Source organism: Xanthomonas arboricola pv. juglandis (genome assembly GCF_905367715.1).
GTDB lineage: Bacteria > Pseudomonadota > Gammaproteobacteria > Xanthomonadales > Xanthomonadaceae > Xanthomonas > Xanthomonas arboricola.
Window position 1 is genome coordinate 1,236,616 of the sequence record NZ_HG999362.1, and the last position, 16,180, is coordinate 1,252,795.

13 protein-coding genes are annotated in these 16,180 nt (G+C 64.4%); 8 read left to right on the top strand and 5 right to left on the bottom strand.

Features of this window, described 5'->3' with window-relative positions:
* Positions 1-239: 239 nt before the first annotated feature.
* The gene (locus KHN93_RS05295; RefSeq protein WP_212579226.1) at positions 240-1,262 is read right to left on the bottom strand and encodes a zinc-binding alcohol dehydrogenase family protein; all 1,023 of its coding nucleotides are present in this window, start codon (positions 1,260-1,262) and stop codon (positions 240-242) included.
* 416 nt (positions 1,263-1,678) lie between these two features.
* Between KHN93_RS05295 and KHN93_RS05300 the strand changes: the two genes are divergently transcribed.
* The 3 genes from KHN93_RS05300 (at position 1,679) to KHN93_RS05310 (ending at position 4,342) form a co-directional block, all read left to right on the top strand.
* Positions 1,679-2,776: an OmpA family protein gene (locus KHN93_RS05300; protein WP_016904179.1), complete on the top strand. Its 1,098-nt coding sequence runs from the start codon at positions 1,679-1,681 to the stop codon at positions 2,774-2,776.
* A gap of 188 nt (positions 2,777-2,964) precedes the next feature.
* A complete protein-coding gene (locus KHN93_RS05305) occupies positions 2,965-3,480 on the top strand; it encodes a hypothetical protein (protein ID WP_024938551.1) in 516 nt (171 codons plus the stop codon).
* A gap of 19 nt (positions 3,481-3,499) precedes the next feature.
* Complete coding sequence (locus KHN93_RS05310; RefSeq protein WP_212579227.1) at positions 3,500-4,342, top strand: pseudouridine synthase; 843 nt, start codon at positions 3,500-3,502, stop codon at positions 4,340-4,342.
* Here KHN93_RS05310 and KHN93_RS05315 read toward each other — a convergent pair.
* Together KHN93_RS05315 and kbl are read right to left on the bottom strand one after the other, a co-directional pair.
* Positions 4,296-4,685 (bottom strand): HNH endonuclease, encoded by a 390-nt coding sequence (locus KHN93_RS05315; RefSeq protein ID WP_212579228.1) that lies wholly within the window; start codon positions 4,683-4,685, stop codon positions 4,296-4,298. The two genes, KHN93_RS05310 and KHN93_RS05315, sit on opposite strands and share 47 nt — an antisense overlap.
* On the bottom strand, positions 4,685-5,893 hold the full coding sequence (gene kbl, locus KHN93_RS05320) for a glycine C-acetyltransferase (RefSeq protein WP_212579229.1): 1,209 nt from the start codon (positions 5,891-5,893) through the stop codon (positions 4,685-4,687). The genes KHN93_RS05315 and kbl overlap by 1 nt, the downstream gene beginning before the upstream one ends.
* A gap of 89 nt (positions 5,894-5,982) precedes the next feature.
* Here kbl and KHN93_RS05325 point away from each other — a divergent pair, with 89 nt between their 5' ends.
* The 5 genes from KHN93_RS05325 (at position 5,983) to KHN93_RS05345 (ending at position 10,953) form a co-directional block, all read left to right on the top strand.
* A complete protein-coding gene (locus KHN93_RS05325; protein WP_024938547.1) occupies positions 5,983-7,083 on the top strand; it encodes a sulfate ABC transporter substrate-binding protein in 1,101 nt (366 codons plus the stop codon).
* Between the two features lie 3 nt (positions 7,084-7,086).
* Complete coding sequence (cysT, locus tag KHN93_RS05330; RefSeq protein WP_024938546.1) at positions 7,087-7,947, top strand: sulfate ABC transporter permease subunit CysT; 861 nt, start codon at positions 7,087-7,089, stop codon at positions 7,945-7,947.
* The gene (cysW, locus tag KHN93_RS05335; RefSeq protein WP_047128230.1) at positions 7,944-8,897 is read left to right on the top strand and encodes a sulfate ABC transporter permease subunit CysW; all 954 of its coding nucleotides are present in this window, start codon (positions 7,944-7,946) and stop codon (positions 8,895-8,897) included. Before cysT ends, cysW begins: the two co-directional genes overlap by 4 nt.
* A 7-nt stretch (positions 8,898-8,904) precedes the next feature.
* Complete coding sequence (locus KHN93_RS05340) at positions 8,905-9,936, top strand: sulfate/molybdate ABC transporter ATP-binding protein (RefSeq protein ID WP_016902217.1); 1,032 nt, start codon at positions 8,905-8,907, stop codon at positions 9,934-9,936.
* Positions 9,937-10,236: 300 nt separating this feature from the next.
* Positions 10,237-10,953 (top strand): TorF family putative porin, encoded by a 717-nt coding sequence (locus KHN93_RS05345; protein WP_212579230.1) that lies wholly within the window; start codon positions 10,237-10,239, stop codon positions 10,951-10,953.
* A gap of 1,187 nt (positions 10,954-12,140) precedes the next feature.
* On the opposite strand, the gene tdh is transcribed toward KHN93_RS05345, so the two are convergent.
* Positions 12,141-13,175, bottom strand: a complete 1,035-nt coding sequence (tdh, locus tag KHN93_RS05350; RefSeq protein ID WP_016902219.1) for an L-threonine 3-dehydrogenase — start codon at positions 13,173-13,175, stop codon at positions 12,141-12,143.
* A gap of 572 nt (positions 13,176-13,747) precedes the next feature.
* Positions 13,748-16,099: a TonB-dependent receptor gene (locus KHN93_RS05355; protein ID WP_212579231.1), complete on the bottom strand. Its 2,352-nt coding sequence runs from the start codon at positions 16,097-16,099 to the stop codon at positions 13,748-13,750.
* Positions 16,100-16,180 lie beyond the last annotated feature (81 nt).

Consider the following 16,180-nt stretch of genomic DNA (forward strand, 5'->3'; position numbering starts at 1 on the left):
TCCGCGTTCCTGTCGCGGAACAGATCGCCTTGCGTGCATTTCGGCGCACGCAAGGCGATTACGCCGACGCCACAGCAGCAACGCGGGCCGCACGATCAGGAGGCCAGTCCCGCTTTGCCGCTGATTCAAGCGCGTGAGCTGCGGCCTTGCTTCCCTGACTTATGTGCAAGCCAACAGGTTATGCGCAAGCCAACACGCCCAGGCCCCATGCAGCAGCCGCACTCAAGCACTAATGCCGATCACCAACCCGCCAGCACCAGCTTGCCGATCGTGCTGCCGCTTTCCAGCCGTCGATGCGCCTCGCGTAACTGCTGCGCATTGATCGGCGACAGCGTTTCGGTATGGGTGGTGCGCAATTCGCCCGCATCGATCAGGCTGGCGGCGCGGTTGAGGATGCGGTGCTGCTCGACCATGTCCTCGGTTGCGTAGCGGGCACGGGTGAACATCAGCTCCCAATGGATACCGATGCACTTGGATTTGTAAGGGTCGCCGATCGACAGCGGGCCGCGCGGCTCCACGATCAAGCCCACATGCCCCTGCGGTGCCAGGATCTCGCCCAGTTGCTCCCAGTAGCGGTCGGTGTCGGCCAGGTTGAGTGCGGCGTCCACGCTCTGCATTCCCAAGGCCTGCAACTGCGGCTGCAGCGGCTGGTGATGGTCGATCACATGCTGGGCGCCCATCTGTCGCACCCATTCGATGGTCTCCGGCCGCGAGGCGGTGGCGATCACGCTGAAGCCGGCATGCCGCGCCAGCTGGATCGCGATCGAGCCCACGCCGCCCGCGCCACCGATGATCAGCACGTGCTTGCCGCGATTGCGCGCGCCGTCGAAAGAGAACGGCATGCGCTGGAACAGCAGCTCCCAGGCGGTCAACGTGGTCAGCGGCAGGGCCGCGGCCTGGGCGAAGCTGAGCGAGGTGGGCTTGCAACCGGCGATGCGCGCATCGACCAGCTGATATCGCGCATTGCTGCCCGGTCGGCCGATGTCGCCCGCGTAATACACCTCGTCGCCGACTGCGAACGCGGTGACCTCGGGGCCTACCGCTTCGACGACGCCGGCCGCGTCGTAGCCCAGGATCTTCGGCGCATCCAGCGTCTGCGGCTTGGGTGCGCGCACCTTGGTGTCGACCGGATTGACCGAGATCGCCTCAACACGCACCAATAAGTCATACCCCGAAGGGGCCGACGGGGCCGGAAGTTCCATGTCAAGCAGTGCGGTGGGATCGTCGATTGGAAGATGACGGGTGATGACGACAGCTTTCATCGGGTCGCTCCATGTGGGGAGTTCAGGGTGCGTTGTGAAGCCGTCGCGCTGCAACCACCGGCCCCACAATTCAGCTCGGACGGGGCCTGGCGTTCACCAATGTGGTTTTCGCATCACTGCGCAGCCCGCCGTCAAGGTGGATCCGCCAGCGTATTCAACTGGCTTAATTGGGCTGCGGTTCATGCGAGTCAGATGTGCAAACTGAGTGCGCGGTCCTTCCCTTCATGAAACTGTATACGTAGTATTGAAGGGGATCGCCGGCTCTGGTGATTGCTTTCACATGTTATATGACCGTTAACGCGATCTTCACTGAAGCCGGCTTAATCTGCGCCCCGATGGCTCTGGATGTGACGAGCATCTTTACCAAGAACAACGCCTCTATCGGTTTTATCTCCCAAAGAAGGAGCTGTATACACATGAACAAGAAAATTCTCACTGCCGCGTTGCTCGGCGGTCTGGCGGTTGCCCAGGCTGCTTCCGCGCAGGAGTTCGATGACCGTTGGTACCTGACCGGTAGCGCTGGCTTCAACTTCCAGGACAGCGATCGTCTGACCAATGATGCCCCGTTCGTCACCCTGGGTCTGGGCAAGTTCGTTAGCCCGAACTGGTCGATCGACGGCGAGCTGAACTATCAGAACCCGAACTTCGATGCCAACCAGGATCAGAACTGGAGCCAGTACGGCATCTCGTTCGACCTGCGTCGCCACTTCATCCAGGAAGGCCGCGGCTGGAACCCCTACCTGCTGTTCGGTCTGGGCTACCAGCGTTCGGAAGAAGAATTCGACGCGACCCCGAACCCGGTTTCGCCGGGCCAGCAGAAGGACGGCAACTTTGCCGCCAAGGCTGGTGTCGGTCTGCAGACCACCTTCGACAAGCGCGTCGCCGTGCGTGCCGAGTTGGCCTACCGCGCTGATTTCAACGACCAGAGCGTTGCTGCTCCGCAGGAAGACTGGTTCGGCGACGTGCTGGCTTCGGTTGGCGTCGTGATCCCGTTGGGACCGGCTCCGTCGACCGCTCCGCCGCCGGCTCCGGCTCCGGTTGCCCCGAGCTGCGCAGACCTGGATGACGACGGTGACGGCGTCAACAACTGCGACGATAAGTGCCCGGCTTCGCAGCCTGGCCAGACCATCGGTCCGGACGGTTGCCCGGTGCCTGTGTCGATCGATCTGAAGGGCGTGAACTTCGACTTCAACAAGTCGACCCTGCGTCCGGACGCCGTCTCGATCCTGAGCGAAGCGACCGAGATCCTGAAGCGTTACCCCGACCTGAAGGTTGAGGTTGCTGGTCACACCGACTCGAAGGGTACCGACGAGTACAACCAGAAGCTGTCCGAGCGTCGTGCGACCACCGTGTACGACTACCTGACCAAGAACGGCGTTGATGCGTCGCGTCTGGTTGGTCCGATCGGCTACGGCGAGAGCCGTCCGATTGCGCCGAACGCCAACCCGGATGGTTCCGACAATCCGGAAGGCCGTGCGAAGAACCGTCGTACCGAGCTGAACGTCCAGAACTAATTGGACCGCTAGCTGTTGCATACAAAACCCGGCCTTGCGCCGGGTTTTGTCTTTGTGGGGCCGCAAAACCTGCCCTAGGCGGCCAAATCCTGTCTGCGTTGCCATCCAGGCACGCTTCCGGTTGAAACGGCGTTCATCGCTGCCTACACTCGCCGCGTCAACACCACACTCATAATTGGAAGAACCCGATGCTGCGTACCGCTACGGCTGGATTGCTCTGTCTCGCCTTGATTCCCGCCGCCTACGCCGCTCCGAACTGCGCCGGCAGCACGGTGTCCCAGCCGCTGCCGTTGCCCGCCACCGTCATCGCGCCGGCGGCTGCCGAGTTCTATACCCGTAGCGTGCAGCTGGGCATGCCCACCGGCGTGCTGGCACAGCCTTACACCACCGAGCAGTCGGTAGACCGCGTGCTGCTGCGTCTGCGCGTGGAAGGCTGCCAGGATCTGGCCAAGGTCATTCCGCCCGGCGGCACCGTCAATCCAAACGATCCGGCCGCCTACAAGGCCACCACCGCGTTCGACAACACGCCGTGGCGCTTTGACATGAGCCAGAACGGCAAGCGCATGACCGCCGAAGAATTCGATGCCTGGATGAAGGCGCGCGGGGTGCGTGTGGTCAAGGCACGCCCGGTGGCTGCACCGGCTCCGGCTGCTGCCGCAACGGCAACGCCTGCGGCCGACGCCAAGTCGGTCGAAAACAAGTAAGCAGCGCGGTCGGGACGGCATGACCCGGCGGCCTGCGCCGGCGACGTCCCGGCAGCGCACGCGTGGTCCGGCGGGCGCATCGCGCGCCTCCGGTACGACCACCGCGCCACGCCACGGGCTGGCGCGCGTGCTGTCCAAACTGGGCGTGTGTTCGCGTACCGAAGCGGCGCGCTGGGTCGCCGACGGGCGGGTCAGCGTGGCCGCGCGCGTAATACGCGATCCCGAATATCCGATCCGCGCCGATCAGCACTCCACCATCCATGTCGACGGACAGCCATTGGCCGGCCCGGCGCGTTGCTATCTGATGCTCAACAAGCCGCGTGGCGTGGTCACCACCGCGCGCGACGAGCAGGGCAGGGACACGGTGTATCGCTGCTTCGATGGTGCCGGCTTGCCGTGGATCGCCCCGGTCGGGCGCTTGGACAAGGCCAGCGAAGGCCTGCTGCTCTTCAGCAACGATCCGCAATGGGCAGCCATGGTGACCGACCCGATGACCGGGCCGGACAAGACCTATCACGTGCAGATCGATTGCCGTCCGAGCGCTGCGCAACTGGCGCAACTGCAGGCCGGCGTGGTCGATCCTGATCCGGACGGCGAGGGCGTGCTGCTGCGCGCCAAGCGGGTCGGCGTGCTGCGCGAAGGCGAGCGCAATGCGTGGCTGGAGATCGTGCTGGACGAAGGCCGCAATCGGCAGATCCGCCGCTTGTTGGCTGCGGTGGAGATCGGCGTGCTGCGACTGGTGCGGGTGGCGATCGGCTCGCTGGCGATGGGCGAGCTGGGCAAGGGGGCGTGGCGGATGCTCAGCCCAGCGGAAGTCAGCGCGCTGACGGCGGCTCCCGCCAGCGCGCCAGACGCGCGCTGAGCAAGGCACCGACCACTTCGACGGCGCGGGCGTCGCCGGCACCGTTAGCATCGTGGCGTCGGCCCTTGGCATGATTGCAGCCGGCACAGGCCAGGGCGAGATTGCGCGCTGCATTCGCATCGTCGCCGACCAGCGCACACAGGGCCGCCGCCGCGCGACGGCCGAACCAGGCCTGCGGGACCACATGTTCCAGCGTGATGTGCCCGAGCGGTTCGCCATCGGCGCGCAGTTGCAGGCGCCGACGGCAATGCAGGCAGCGGGTTTCCCAGTTGCCATCCAACAGCTGCGCCTGGGTATCGGTCTGCGCCGCCAGCAGCAGCCGTTGGCGCAGCACCGAGCGCATCAGTGCTGGATGACGTCCAGTTCGCGGCCGATCTTGATGAACGCGTCGATCGCTTGATCCAGCTGCTCGCGGGTGTGCGCGGCGCTGATTTGGGTGCGGATACGCGCCTGGCCCTTGGGCACTACCGGGAAGAAAAAGCCGATCGCGTAGATGCCTTCTTCCAGCAACCGCTCGGCGAATTTTTGCGCCAGCGGCGCGTCGTAGAGCATTACCGGGCTGATCGGGTGCACGCCGGGCTTGAGGTCGAAGCCGGCAGCGGTCATGCGCTCGCGGAAGTAGCGGGTGTTGTCGACCAGTTGCGTGCGCAGCTCGCCGGCGGCTTCCAGCATCTCGAAGGCCTTGATGCCGGCGGCCACCACATGCGGCGGCAGCGAGTTGGAAAACAGGTATGGGCGCGAGCGCTGGCGCAGCAGTTCGATGACTTCGCGCTTGGCGGTGGTGAAGCCGCCCAGTGCGCCGCCCATCGCCTTGCCCAGCGTGCCGGTGATGATGTCGATCCGGTCCAGCACGCCCTTAACTTCGGCCGAGCCGCGGCCGCTGGCGCCGAGAAAGCCGGTGGCATGGCATTCGTCGATATGCACCAGCGCGTTGTATTTGCGGGCGAGGGCGGTGATCTCGTCCAGCGGGGCGATGAAGCCATCCATCGAGAACACGCCGTCGCTGGTGATCAGCTTGGTCTTGCAGCCGGCCGCATCTGCGGCCTGCAGCTGCGCTTCCAGATCGGCCATGTCGCAGTTGGCATAGCGGAAGCGCTTGGCCTTGCACAGGCGCACGCCATCGATGATGGAGGCGTGGTTGAGCGCGTCGGAAATGATCGCGTCCGCTTCGCCGAGCAGCGGTTCGAACAGGCCGCCGTTGGCATCGAAACAGGCGGCGTAGAGGATGGTGTCCTCCGTGCCGAAGAAATCAGCGATGGTGCGCTCGAGCTGCTTGTGCAGATCCTGGGTGCCACAGATGAAGCGCACCGAGGCCATGCCGAAGCCGTGCGTGTCCAGCGCGTCCTTGGCGGCCTGGATGATGTCCGGGTGGTCGGCCAGGCCCAGATAGTTGTTGGCGCAGAAGTTGAGCACGCTGCGGCCATCGGCCAGGGTGATCCGCGCCGACTGCGGGCCGGTGATGATGCGCTCGGACTTGAACAGGCCCTGGGACTGGATGGTTTCCAGTTCGGCGGCGTAATGGGCAGTCAGCGTAGCGGGAGCGTTGGTCATGGCGGTCGCAGTGGCAAGAGACGCATGATTTTAACGATCACGGTGGCATACCACTACGTCATGCAAAATCGGCATAAGGTGCGGCCTTGATGTCATTTCACCGCCTGCGTGCCGCTGCGCAGCATGGCATGCTTGCTGTTCAGCTGCGCCCCAACGGTTTGGAGATTGCTGTGACCCACCCCCGCTTTCGTCTTGTATCGACCGTGTTGTGCAGCCTGCTGGTCCTGGCCGGCCCGGCAGGCGCGCGCGATATCGGCCTGCTCAATGTCAGTTACGACCCCACTCGCGAGTTCTACCGCGACTACAACAGTGCCTTCGCCGCGAACTGGAAGCAGCAGCATCCGCAGGACACCGTCACGGTGGAGACCTCGCATGGCGGCTCGGGCAAACAGGCGCGGGCGGTGATCGACGGCATCGAGGCCGATGTGGTCACTTTGGCGCTGGCCTACGACGTCGATGCGATCGCCGAAAAGGCCAAGCTGATCGACAGCGACTGGGAAAAGCGCCTGCCCGACAACAGCGCGCCGTACACCTCGACCATCGTATTCCTGGTGCGCAAGGGCAACCCGAAGAACATCCACGATTGGCCGGACCTGCTGCGCTCCGGCGTGGCGGTGGTGACGCCCAACCCCAAGACCTCCGGTGGCGCGCGCTGGAATTACCTGGCCGCCTGGGCCTACGCCGACCATATCTTCAAGGGCGACCGCGAGCGCATCTTGCGCTACATGCAGGCGTTGTTCCGCAACGTGCCGGTGCTCGATACCGGTGCGCGCGGCGCCACCACCACGTTCGTGCAGCGTGGCATTGGGGATGTGCTGCTGGCCTGGGAAAACGAGGCGCTGCTGGCGCGCGAAGAATTGGGCAAGGACAAGTTCGAGATCGTGGTGCCCAAGCTGTCGATCCTGGCCGAGCCGTCGGTGGCGCTGGTCGACAAGAACGTCGACAAGCACGGCACCCGCGAGGTGGCCGAGGCCTATCTGCGTTACCTGTATGCGCCGGAAGGGCAGAAGCTGGCGGCCAAGCATTTCTATCGGCCGCGCCATCCGGAATTTGCCGACCCTGCCGACCTGGCACGGTTCCCGGACATCAAGCTGGTGACCATCCAGGAAGCGTTCGGGTCGTGGGACAAGGCGCAGCAGGAACACTTCGCCGACGGTGGCGTGTTCGATCAGATCCAGGCAAAAAAGTAGGCGATGCAGATGTCGGTTGCACCCCACCCAGCGCCGTCACCGCGCCGACGCGTGATGCCGGGGCTGGGCTTGAGTCTTGGAATCACGCTGACCTGGCTGGGATTGATCGTGCTGATCCCGCTGCTGGGCATCTTCATCAAGACCAGCGGGCTGGGCTGGGACGGCCTGTGGCGGGTGTGGAGCGAGCCGCGCGTGCTGTCGGCGCTGCGGGTGAGCTTCGGCACCGCTTTCGCGGCCGGCGCCTTCAATGCGGTGATGGGCACCTGGGTGGCCTGGGTGTTCGTGCGCTACAACTTTCCGGGCAAGCGCCTGTTCGATGCGGTGATCGACTTGCCGTTCGCATTGCCGACCGCAGTGGCCGGCATCGCGCTGACCGCGTTGTACGGCGGAAACGGTTGGGTCGGGCGCTGGCTGGAGGCGATCGGCATCAAGGTGGCCTACACCCAGCTTGGCATCGTGCTGGCGCTGGTGTTCGTCGGGTTGCCGTTCGTGGTGCGGGTGGTGCAGCCGGTGCTGGCCGAGAGCGAGCGGGAGCTGGAAGCGGCCGCGGCCACGCTGGGCGCATCGCGCTGGCAGACGGTGTGGCGGGTGGTGCTGCCCGGGCTCTGGCCGGCGGTCCTGACCGGGTTTGCGCTGGCCTTCGCGCGGGGCGTGGGTGAGTACGGCTCGGTGATCTTCATCGCCGGCAACCTGCCCAATTCGACCGAGATCGCGCCGCTGCTGATCACCATCCGGCTGGAGGAATTCGACTATGCCGGCGCCACCGCGATTGCCGCGGCGATGCTGCTGCTGTCGTTCGTGATCCTGCTGGTGGTCAATACGCTGCAGGCACGCCTGCTGCGCTATCAACGGAGGACTGCATGAACGATGCTGTTTCGCCGCTGCCTGCCATGTTGCACACCCGCCAGATGACCGAACAGGCCCGCCGCATCACCGACTCGGCCACCAACGAGCCGCGTTGGGTGCAGTGGTTGATGATTGCGGGGGCGCTGCTGTTCCTGCTGGCGTTCCTGCTGCTGCCGCTGGTGCTGGTGTTTGCCGAGGCGCTGCGCGGCGGCTGGGAGACCTTTCTGCGTGCGATCGTCGATCCGGACGCGTTGTCGGCGATCAAGCTGACCCTGATCGTCACTGCCATCGTGCTGCCGCTGAACCTGGTGTTCGGCGTGGCGGCGGCGTGGGCGGTCAGCAAGCACCAATTCGCCGGCAAGCGCTTGCTGATCAGCCTGATCGACCTGCCGTTCTCGGTGTCGCCGGTGGTGGCTGGCCTGATCTTCGTGCTGATCTTCGGCCGCAGCGGCTGGGCATGGCCGTTGATCGACGAAGGCTGGCGGCTGCAGTTGCCGTTTTTTGGCGAGTTGCTGATCCAGTTGCCGCGCATCGTGTTTGCGTTGCCCGGCATCGTGCTGGCAACGACCTTCGTCACGTTCCCGTTCATCGCGCGCGAGTTGATGCCGCTGATGGAACAGCAGGGCAGCGATGAAGAACTGGCCGCATTGAGCCTGGGCGCCAACGGTTGGCAGATGTTCTGGCGGGTGACCCTGCCGAACATCCGCTGGGGCCTGCTGTACGGCGTGTTGCTGTGCGCGGCGCGTGCGATGGGCGAATTTGGCGCGGTGTCGGTGGTATCCGGGCATATCCGCGGGCGTACCAACACGCTGCCCCTGCATGTTGAAATTCTCTACAACGAATACGCCTATAGCGCCGCGTTTGCGTGTGCCTCGTTGCTCGCACTGACCGCGCTGCTGACGCTGGCGCTGAAGACGTACCTGGAATGGCGGCACGGCGATTCGCTCGCCGCCAACCACCGACATTGAGGTGAACATGGGCATCCGCATCCACCGCCTGCGCAAGCAGTTCGATACGTTCACCGCGCTGGACGACATCACCCTGGACGTGCGTCAGGGCGAGTTGCTGGCCTTGCTGGGGCCGTCCGGTTCGGGCAAGACCACCCTGCTGCGGATCATGGCCGGGCTGGAGCATGCCGATGGCGGGCAGGTGCTGTTCGGCGACGAAGACGCCACCCGCATGAGCGTGCAGTCGCGCCGGGTCGGCTTCGTGTTCCAGCACTACGCGCTGTTCAAGCATATGGACGTGTTCGAGAACATCGCGTTCGGCCTGCGGGTGCGGCGCGGCAACGAGCGCTGGGCCGAAGCGCGTATCCGCGCACGGGTGGAGGAGCTGCTGGCGCTGGTGCAGTTGCAGGGCCTGGAGCAGCGCTATCCCACCCAGCTGTCCGGTGGCCAGCGGCAGCGTGTGGCCTTGGCGCGTGCGTTGGCGATCGAGCCGCGCGTGCTGCTGCTGGACGAGCCGTTCGGTGCGCTGGATGCGCAGGTGCGCCGCGATCTGCGCCGCTGGCTGCGCGAGCTGCACGAACGGACCGGCCTGACCACGGTGTTCGTCACCCACGATCAGGAAGAAGCGCTGGAGCTGGCCGACCGGGTGGCGATCCTCAACCGTGGCCGCATCGAGCAGCTCGACACGCCGGCGATGATCTACGACAAGCCGGCCTCGCCGTTCGTGTACTCCTTCGTGGGAGCGGTGAACCGCATCCCCGGTGTGCTGGCGCAAGGCCAGATCCAGGTTGCCGGGCATGCCTTGCCGGCAGCCAATGCCGCGCTGGCGGCCGGCCCGGTCGAGGTTTACGTGCGGCCGGAAGATCTGGTGCCGGACGACGCTGGCTGGCCGGCCACGGTGGCCTGGTCGCAGCGTAGCGGGGCGCGTCTGCGCCTGCGTGCAACGCTGGAGCCGGCAGGCAACGAGGTGGAAGTAGAGCTGCCGGCATCAGCGGGGAGCTTTCAGCCCGGGCAGCAGCTGCGGCTGGCCGCGCGGCATTACGGGGTGTTTCCGGTCTGATCTAAGCCTGGATTCGGGATTCGGGATTCGGGATTCGGGATTCGGGATTCGGGATTGGGGATTCGCAAAAGCGAAGCGAATCCTGCCAATCCCGAATCCCCAATCTCCACTCCCGGCCCATCAAGATTCCGCGCGGGCGGTCGATGAGACAGAACGCTGATCAGCGTCGTCTGCGCTCAAGCGTGTGCGCTGGGTCAAGCGAGCGCGACTTGTATGTTGCGCTGCAATGACAGTTGGACTAATAAGTCATGGCAGGCCCGCCTTGCGCAATCCGACCGCCCATCGTTCCAGGAGATGTCCATGAAGCCGCCCTCGCTCGCGTGTTGTCTGTCGTTGCTGTTGCTCGGTGTGGTGCCGTTGGCACAAGCGCAGGACGAAGAAGCCGCCGCTTCTCCCTTCAGCGGCACTTTCGCGGTGACCAGCGACTATCTGTTCCGCGGTATTTCGCAGACCAATGAAGAGCCCGCCTTCCAGGCCGGACTCACCTACAAGACGCCGTTTGGCCTGTACATCGGCACCTGGACGTCCAATGTCGACTACGGTGCCGGCGATCCGGATTGGGAAGTGGATGGCTTTGTCGGCTACAACACCGATCTGGGCACCAATTTCAATTTCGATGTGATGGTCAATCGCTACCAGTATCTGGGAGCAGGCGCGTCCAATTACGCCGAGTTGATCACCAAGACCACGTTCCTGAAAACCTATAGCCTCACCGTTGCCTACACCAACGATCTCTACGGCACCAAGACCGATGGCTACTACTACGCGCTGGATGCCAACTGGTCGCTGCCCTACGACTTCACCTTCGGCGCGCATGCGGGGCACAGCGTCTATACCTCGTCGCTGAGTCAGGTGGATCACGACTACAACGACTTCGGCGTGAATGTCGGCAAGGCCTTCGGTCCGCTGGGCCTGAGCGTTGGCTATTACGACACCAGCGAGGCGGCGGAATTCGGCTTCGGTCGGCAGAATTCGCAGAACCATCTGGTCGCGACTGCCACGGTTACCTGGCCGTAATGCCGTGATGGCAATCGCTTGAACAGCGGCTTTAATGACTCGGCTGTGCAGTGATAGTGGTGAGGCGGCAAGAGTTGATGCCTGGGTTCTTCAGTGCCTGAAGTTGAACGACACTAGGAATCAAATCTCGCTGTTTTGTCTTTGAGTGATGCATTGTGCGGATAGATCACTTGCGGAGCGGCTGATCTGCTGCCTGGCTGCAGGGCCCTTGCCCGCCCACCATCGCGGGACACGCCGCAAGTACATCCCTGTAGGCTCTTACGCGGCATCCATGCCGCGTAAGGTCCCGCGACGGTAAGCGGACAAGGACCAGTTGAGATGGTCGGTCTTTTGCAGCAGTCGCCCATGCGATAGCTCAATCGTAGAGCGGTTGAGCTGCGGCCTTTGCTGCAGGGCTCTTGCCCGCCCACCGTCGCGGGACACGCCGCAAGTACGTCCCTGTAGGCTCTTACGCGGCGTCCATGCCGCGTAAGGTCCCGCGACGGTAGGCGGACAAGGGCCAGTTGAGATGGTCGGTCGTTGAAGCAGTCGCCCATGTGATAGCTCAATCGTGGAGCGGTTGATCTGCGGCTTTGCTGCAGGGCCCTTGCCCGCCCACCATCGCGGGACACGCCGCAAGTACGTCCATGTAGGCTCTTACGCGGCATCCATGCCGCGTAAGGTCCCGCGACGGTGGGCGGGCAAGGACCAGTCGAGATGGTCGGTCGTTGAAGCAGTCGCCCATGCGATAGCTCAATCGTGGAGCGGATGATCTGCGGCTTTGCTGCAGGGCCCTTGCCCGCCCACCATCGCGGGACACGCCGCAAGTACGTCCTTGTAGGACCTTACGCGGCATCCATGCCGCGTAAGGTCCCGCGACGGTAGGCGGGCAAGGACCAGTCGAGATGGTCGGTGCGTGGTTGCAAGCAGGCCATCTCGTGCATCGTCCGGATCACCTTGCATCCGACAATTTTCCCGTCGCGCGCTGAGCAACGGGTGGACTTCCAACAAGCAATCTATGGACCTCTCAGCGTCTCAACGCCTAGCAACAAGCGTGTTTTTTACCTGACCACCGACCAACTTTTTGGTGCATTGAGGCCGCCGCGCCCTCGACCCACTAAGCTTTGCCTGCTGCGTTGCCTGCGCTCTGAAAACGGACATGCAAAAGGCGCCTCGCGGCGCCTTTTGCGTTGAAGCGTATTGGCCGATCAGTTCCAGCTCAACACGACCTTGCCGGCCTTGCCTTCTTCCATCAGGTCGAAGCCCTTCTGGAAGTCGTCGATCGGCAATTGGTGGGTCAGTACCTTGTGCAGCGGGAAACCCGACAACACCAGTTGCGTCATCTTGTACCAGGTCTCGTACATCTTGCGGCCGTAGATGCCCTGCACGGTGAGGCCCTTGAAGATGATCTTGTCCCAGTCGCAACCGGCGCCGCGCGGCATGATGCCGAGCATGGCGATCTTGCCGCCGTGGTACATGCAGTCGAGCATGTCGTTGAAGGCACGCGGGTTGCCGCTCATTTCCAGGCCCACGTCGAAGCCTTCCATGTGCAGGTCGGCCATGACGTCCTTGAGCGAGGTCTTGGACACGTTGACCACGCGCGTGGCGCCCATGTCGGCCGCCAGCTTGAGGCGGAAGTCGTTGACGTCGGTGACCACCACGTTGCGCGCACCGATGTGCTTGCAGATGCCGGCGGCAATGATGCCGATCGGGCCGGCGCCGGTGATCAGCACGTCCTCGCCGATCACGTCGAACTCCAGCGCGCAGTGCGCGGCGTTGCCGTAAGGGTCGAAGAACGCGGCCAGCTCCGAGGGAATCTGGTCGGGGATTGGCCACAGGTTGCTGGCCGGCATCACCATGTACTCCGCAAAGGCGCCGTTGACATTGACGCCGATGCCGACCGTGTTGGGGCACAGGTGCGGGCGGCCGCCACGGCAGTTGCGGCAATGCCCGCAGACGATGTGGCCTTCGGCCGACACGCGCTGGCCGACCTGGTAGCCGGTCACTGCCGAACCGAGCTCGGCCACGCGGCCGACGAACTCATGGCCGATGGTCAGGCCGGGCTTGATGGTGCGCTGGCTCCACTCGTCCCACAGGTAGATATGCAGGTCGGTGCCGCAGATTGCGGTCTTTTCCAGCTTGATCAACACCTCGTTGGGGCCGGGGCTGGGGATGGCGACCTGTTCCAGCCAGATGCCCTTGTTTGCTTCGCGCTTGACCAGCGCCTTCATCGTCTGCGCCATCTGGCGGGACCTGCTGAGTGAAAGTAAGACGGCGATTATATGCGGCGCGAGGTCGGGGCCATGCGGCGGTGCGGGAAGTGAGTGATGTCGGCTGACCCGGTTCATGGCGGGGTAGGGCCGGTGCCGCGCTTCTCCCCTCGGGAGAAGGTGCCCCGCAGGGGCGGATGATGGGGGCCCCAGAGATTTACCAGTACATGCAATGACAAACGCGTCGCCACGCGCCTTCATCAGTAACGCGCCGGGTGCTTCGCAGCGTACCCTCACCCCAACCCCTCTCCCGGAGAGAGAGGGGCTTTGATCTTGCTTCTGCCGTCGGGACATCGGCCTCTTTACGAGGCGAATGTGGCGCAAAGCGCCGGATGAAGGGGCGCCTCAGAGATCTGTCGCCGCCTGCGATGGCAAGCGCGTCGCCACGCGTCGCCAGGGTGAATCATTGGCGCTACCCTCACCCTAGAAGTCCCTGCTCCGCGCCTCAGCCCGCACATGCGGGCCGGGCGCTCCCAGCCACGCGCGCCGATGGCGCGCAAGCCATGCCTTCTAGGACCGAAGGAGAGGGCTACAGCGGCGGCGACTCAGAACTTCACATCCAGACTCATGAAATACTGCCGCGGTGCGCCGACCACCATGGTCTGGTTGTAGCCATCCGGATCGGAGGCGACATAGCCGTTGGTGCCGGTGCTGGCAAAATAGCGCTTGTCGGTGAGGTTGGTGATGTTGAGCGCCAACGCCACATCGGCCACCCCGCCCACGCGACCGAAGTCGTAGCGCGCGCCGGCATTGAACAGCCAGTACGAAGGCACCTGCGAATCGTTGAGGAAGGTGATGTAGCGCTTGTCGACGTACTTGCCGTCCAGATCCAGGCGCAGGTTGCCGAGCTGGTAGCTGGCGCTGGAGGAGAACATCAACGCGGGGATGCCGACCACGTCCTTGCCGGAGGTGGCGACCACGCCGTTGTTGAGGTAGTCGTCCTGATAACGCGAGCGGTTCCACGACAGCGAGTTCAACCAGCTCAGGCCCTCCACCGGGCGCCACATCAAGGCCAGATCGGCACCCGCGCTATGCACGGCGCCGACGTTGCTCAGGATCGCCGCGCAGGTCTGCACGGCGGTACACGGCGAGGTGGTCAACAAGCGGTTGGAGAACTTGGTGAAGTAGGCATCGGCCGACAGCTGGAACTGCGCATCCTGCACGCGGTAACCCACCTGCACGGTCTGTGATTCCTCCGGTTCCAGCGTGGAACGGCTGCGGTCAAAGGCCGCCTGCGAGGTGCCGAACGGAGTGAAGCCGAACGCGGCGATGTTCTTGCTGTAGGAGGCGTACAGGTCCTGGCGCTCGTCCAGCTTGTAGTTCACGCCGACCTGCGGCAGGAAGTTGTCTTCGGCGCGAATGCGACCCTGTGCCAGCGCGGTGGTCGGCACCAGCGATTGCGCGCGCGTGGTGGTGCTGAGCGCCTTTGCGCCGTAGTTGAGGGTCAGCCGATCGTCGAGCAGGCGCACGGTGTCCTGCAGGTACAGCATGCGGGTCTGGGTGGTGTAGCGCTGCAGGAAATCGCGACGGAACGGGGTCTGCGCTTCATACACGTTGTACAGCGAGGTATAGCCTTCATTGCCGAGCGCGAAGTAGTTGCGCTGCTGCGTGGTGCGTGCGTTTTCCGCCCACAGGCCCACTTCCAGATCGTGGTTGCCCCACGACCATTTCAATGCGCTGGTGCCGCCGAAACGATCCAGGCCGTAGTCGGTGGTGCGCATCGACAGCGGCACCTGCGCAGAGGTGCGTACATACGGCGTCACCCACTGACCTTCGCCACGATTGCCGTGGTAGTAGCCGGTGGCATCCAGGGTGGCGCCGCCGAACACGAACGTGCCCGACAGCCCGGCCAGGTTGTCGCGGCGCAGGCCGCCACCCGCGTAGTAGCTGGCATCGAGCCAGCTGTAATCGTCGGGCAGCCCGGCCAGCGATTGCGGATAGCCGTTGGCCACGCCGCTGGTGGCGCCGGTGTTCTGATACGCACGCGCCATCTGCACGGCGGTGGCCCAATCCGGCTGCAGGTAGTCGTAGTCCCAGCCCAGTGCGCGCTGGCTGGTCAACGACAGGTCCATGTAGTCGTATTCCTTGCGCCGCGAGGTATCCACGAACAGGCTCAGACGGTTGCCGTCGCCCCACTGGTAGACGGTCTTGAGGTTGGCCTGCTCGGACTGCTGGTCGCCGAAGCCCTTCCATTTGTCGGTGCTGGCATTGGCATAGGACAGGTATGCCGACAAGCCGTTGCGATCGCCGGTGTCGCCGCGCACGAAGGTGCGGCGCGTGGCATCGCTACCGACCGTCTGCACCAGGCGCAGGCCCGGCGTGCTCTGCGGGTCGGCCGAGTAAAACTGCATGGTGCCGCCAAGGTTGGTGTTGGACGCAGTGCCCAGCGCACCGGCGCCTTGCGCGATTTCCACCGAGCCGAGGTTTTCCGAAATGATGGCGCGGGTGATGTGCAGGCCGTTGGTGACGCCGTAGCTCATGTTGCCGAGCGGAATGCCATCGAGCGTGTAACCCAGCCGGCTCTGATCGAAGCCGTGCAGGGTGACCTGCGTGGACCACTCGTAGGTGCCAAACGGATCGGCCGACTGGAACTGCACGCCCGGCAGTTTTTCCACTGCCTTGAAGGCGCTGCTGCCCGGGGTCAGCTGCTCGATGTCCTGCCGGCTGATGCGCTGGACCTGGCGGGTGCTGCCTTGCGACACCACGTTGATCGCATCCAGCTGGGTGGCGTTGGTGGCGGCATCGGCCACGCTGGCCGGGGCATCGGCTACCGGCGCATCTGCATCTGCACCGGCAATCGGATCGGCCGCCGGTGTGGCAGCAGAGGCGATGGCGGGGAGCAGCGCGGCCAGGGCAAGTGCCAGCGGAGTGACATGAAAACGGCGAGCGGAAGTCATGGGGGAATCCTGTTCGAGCACGGCTGAGGGCAACGCGCGGTGCAGGACCGGCGTTTCGCGACGCAGGGTGTCAACGACGTA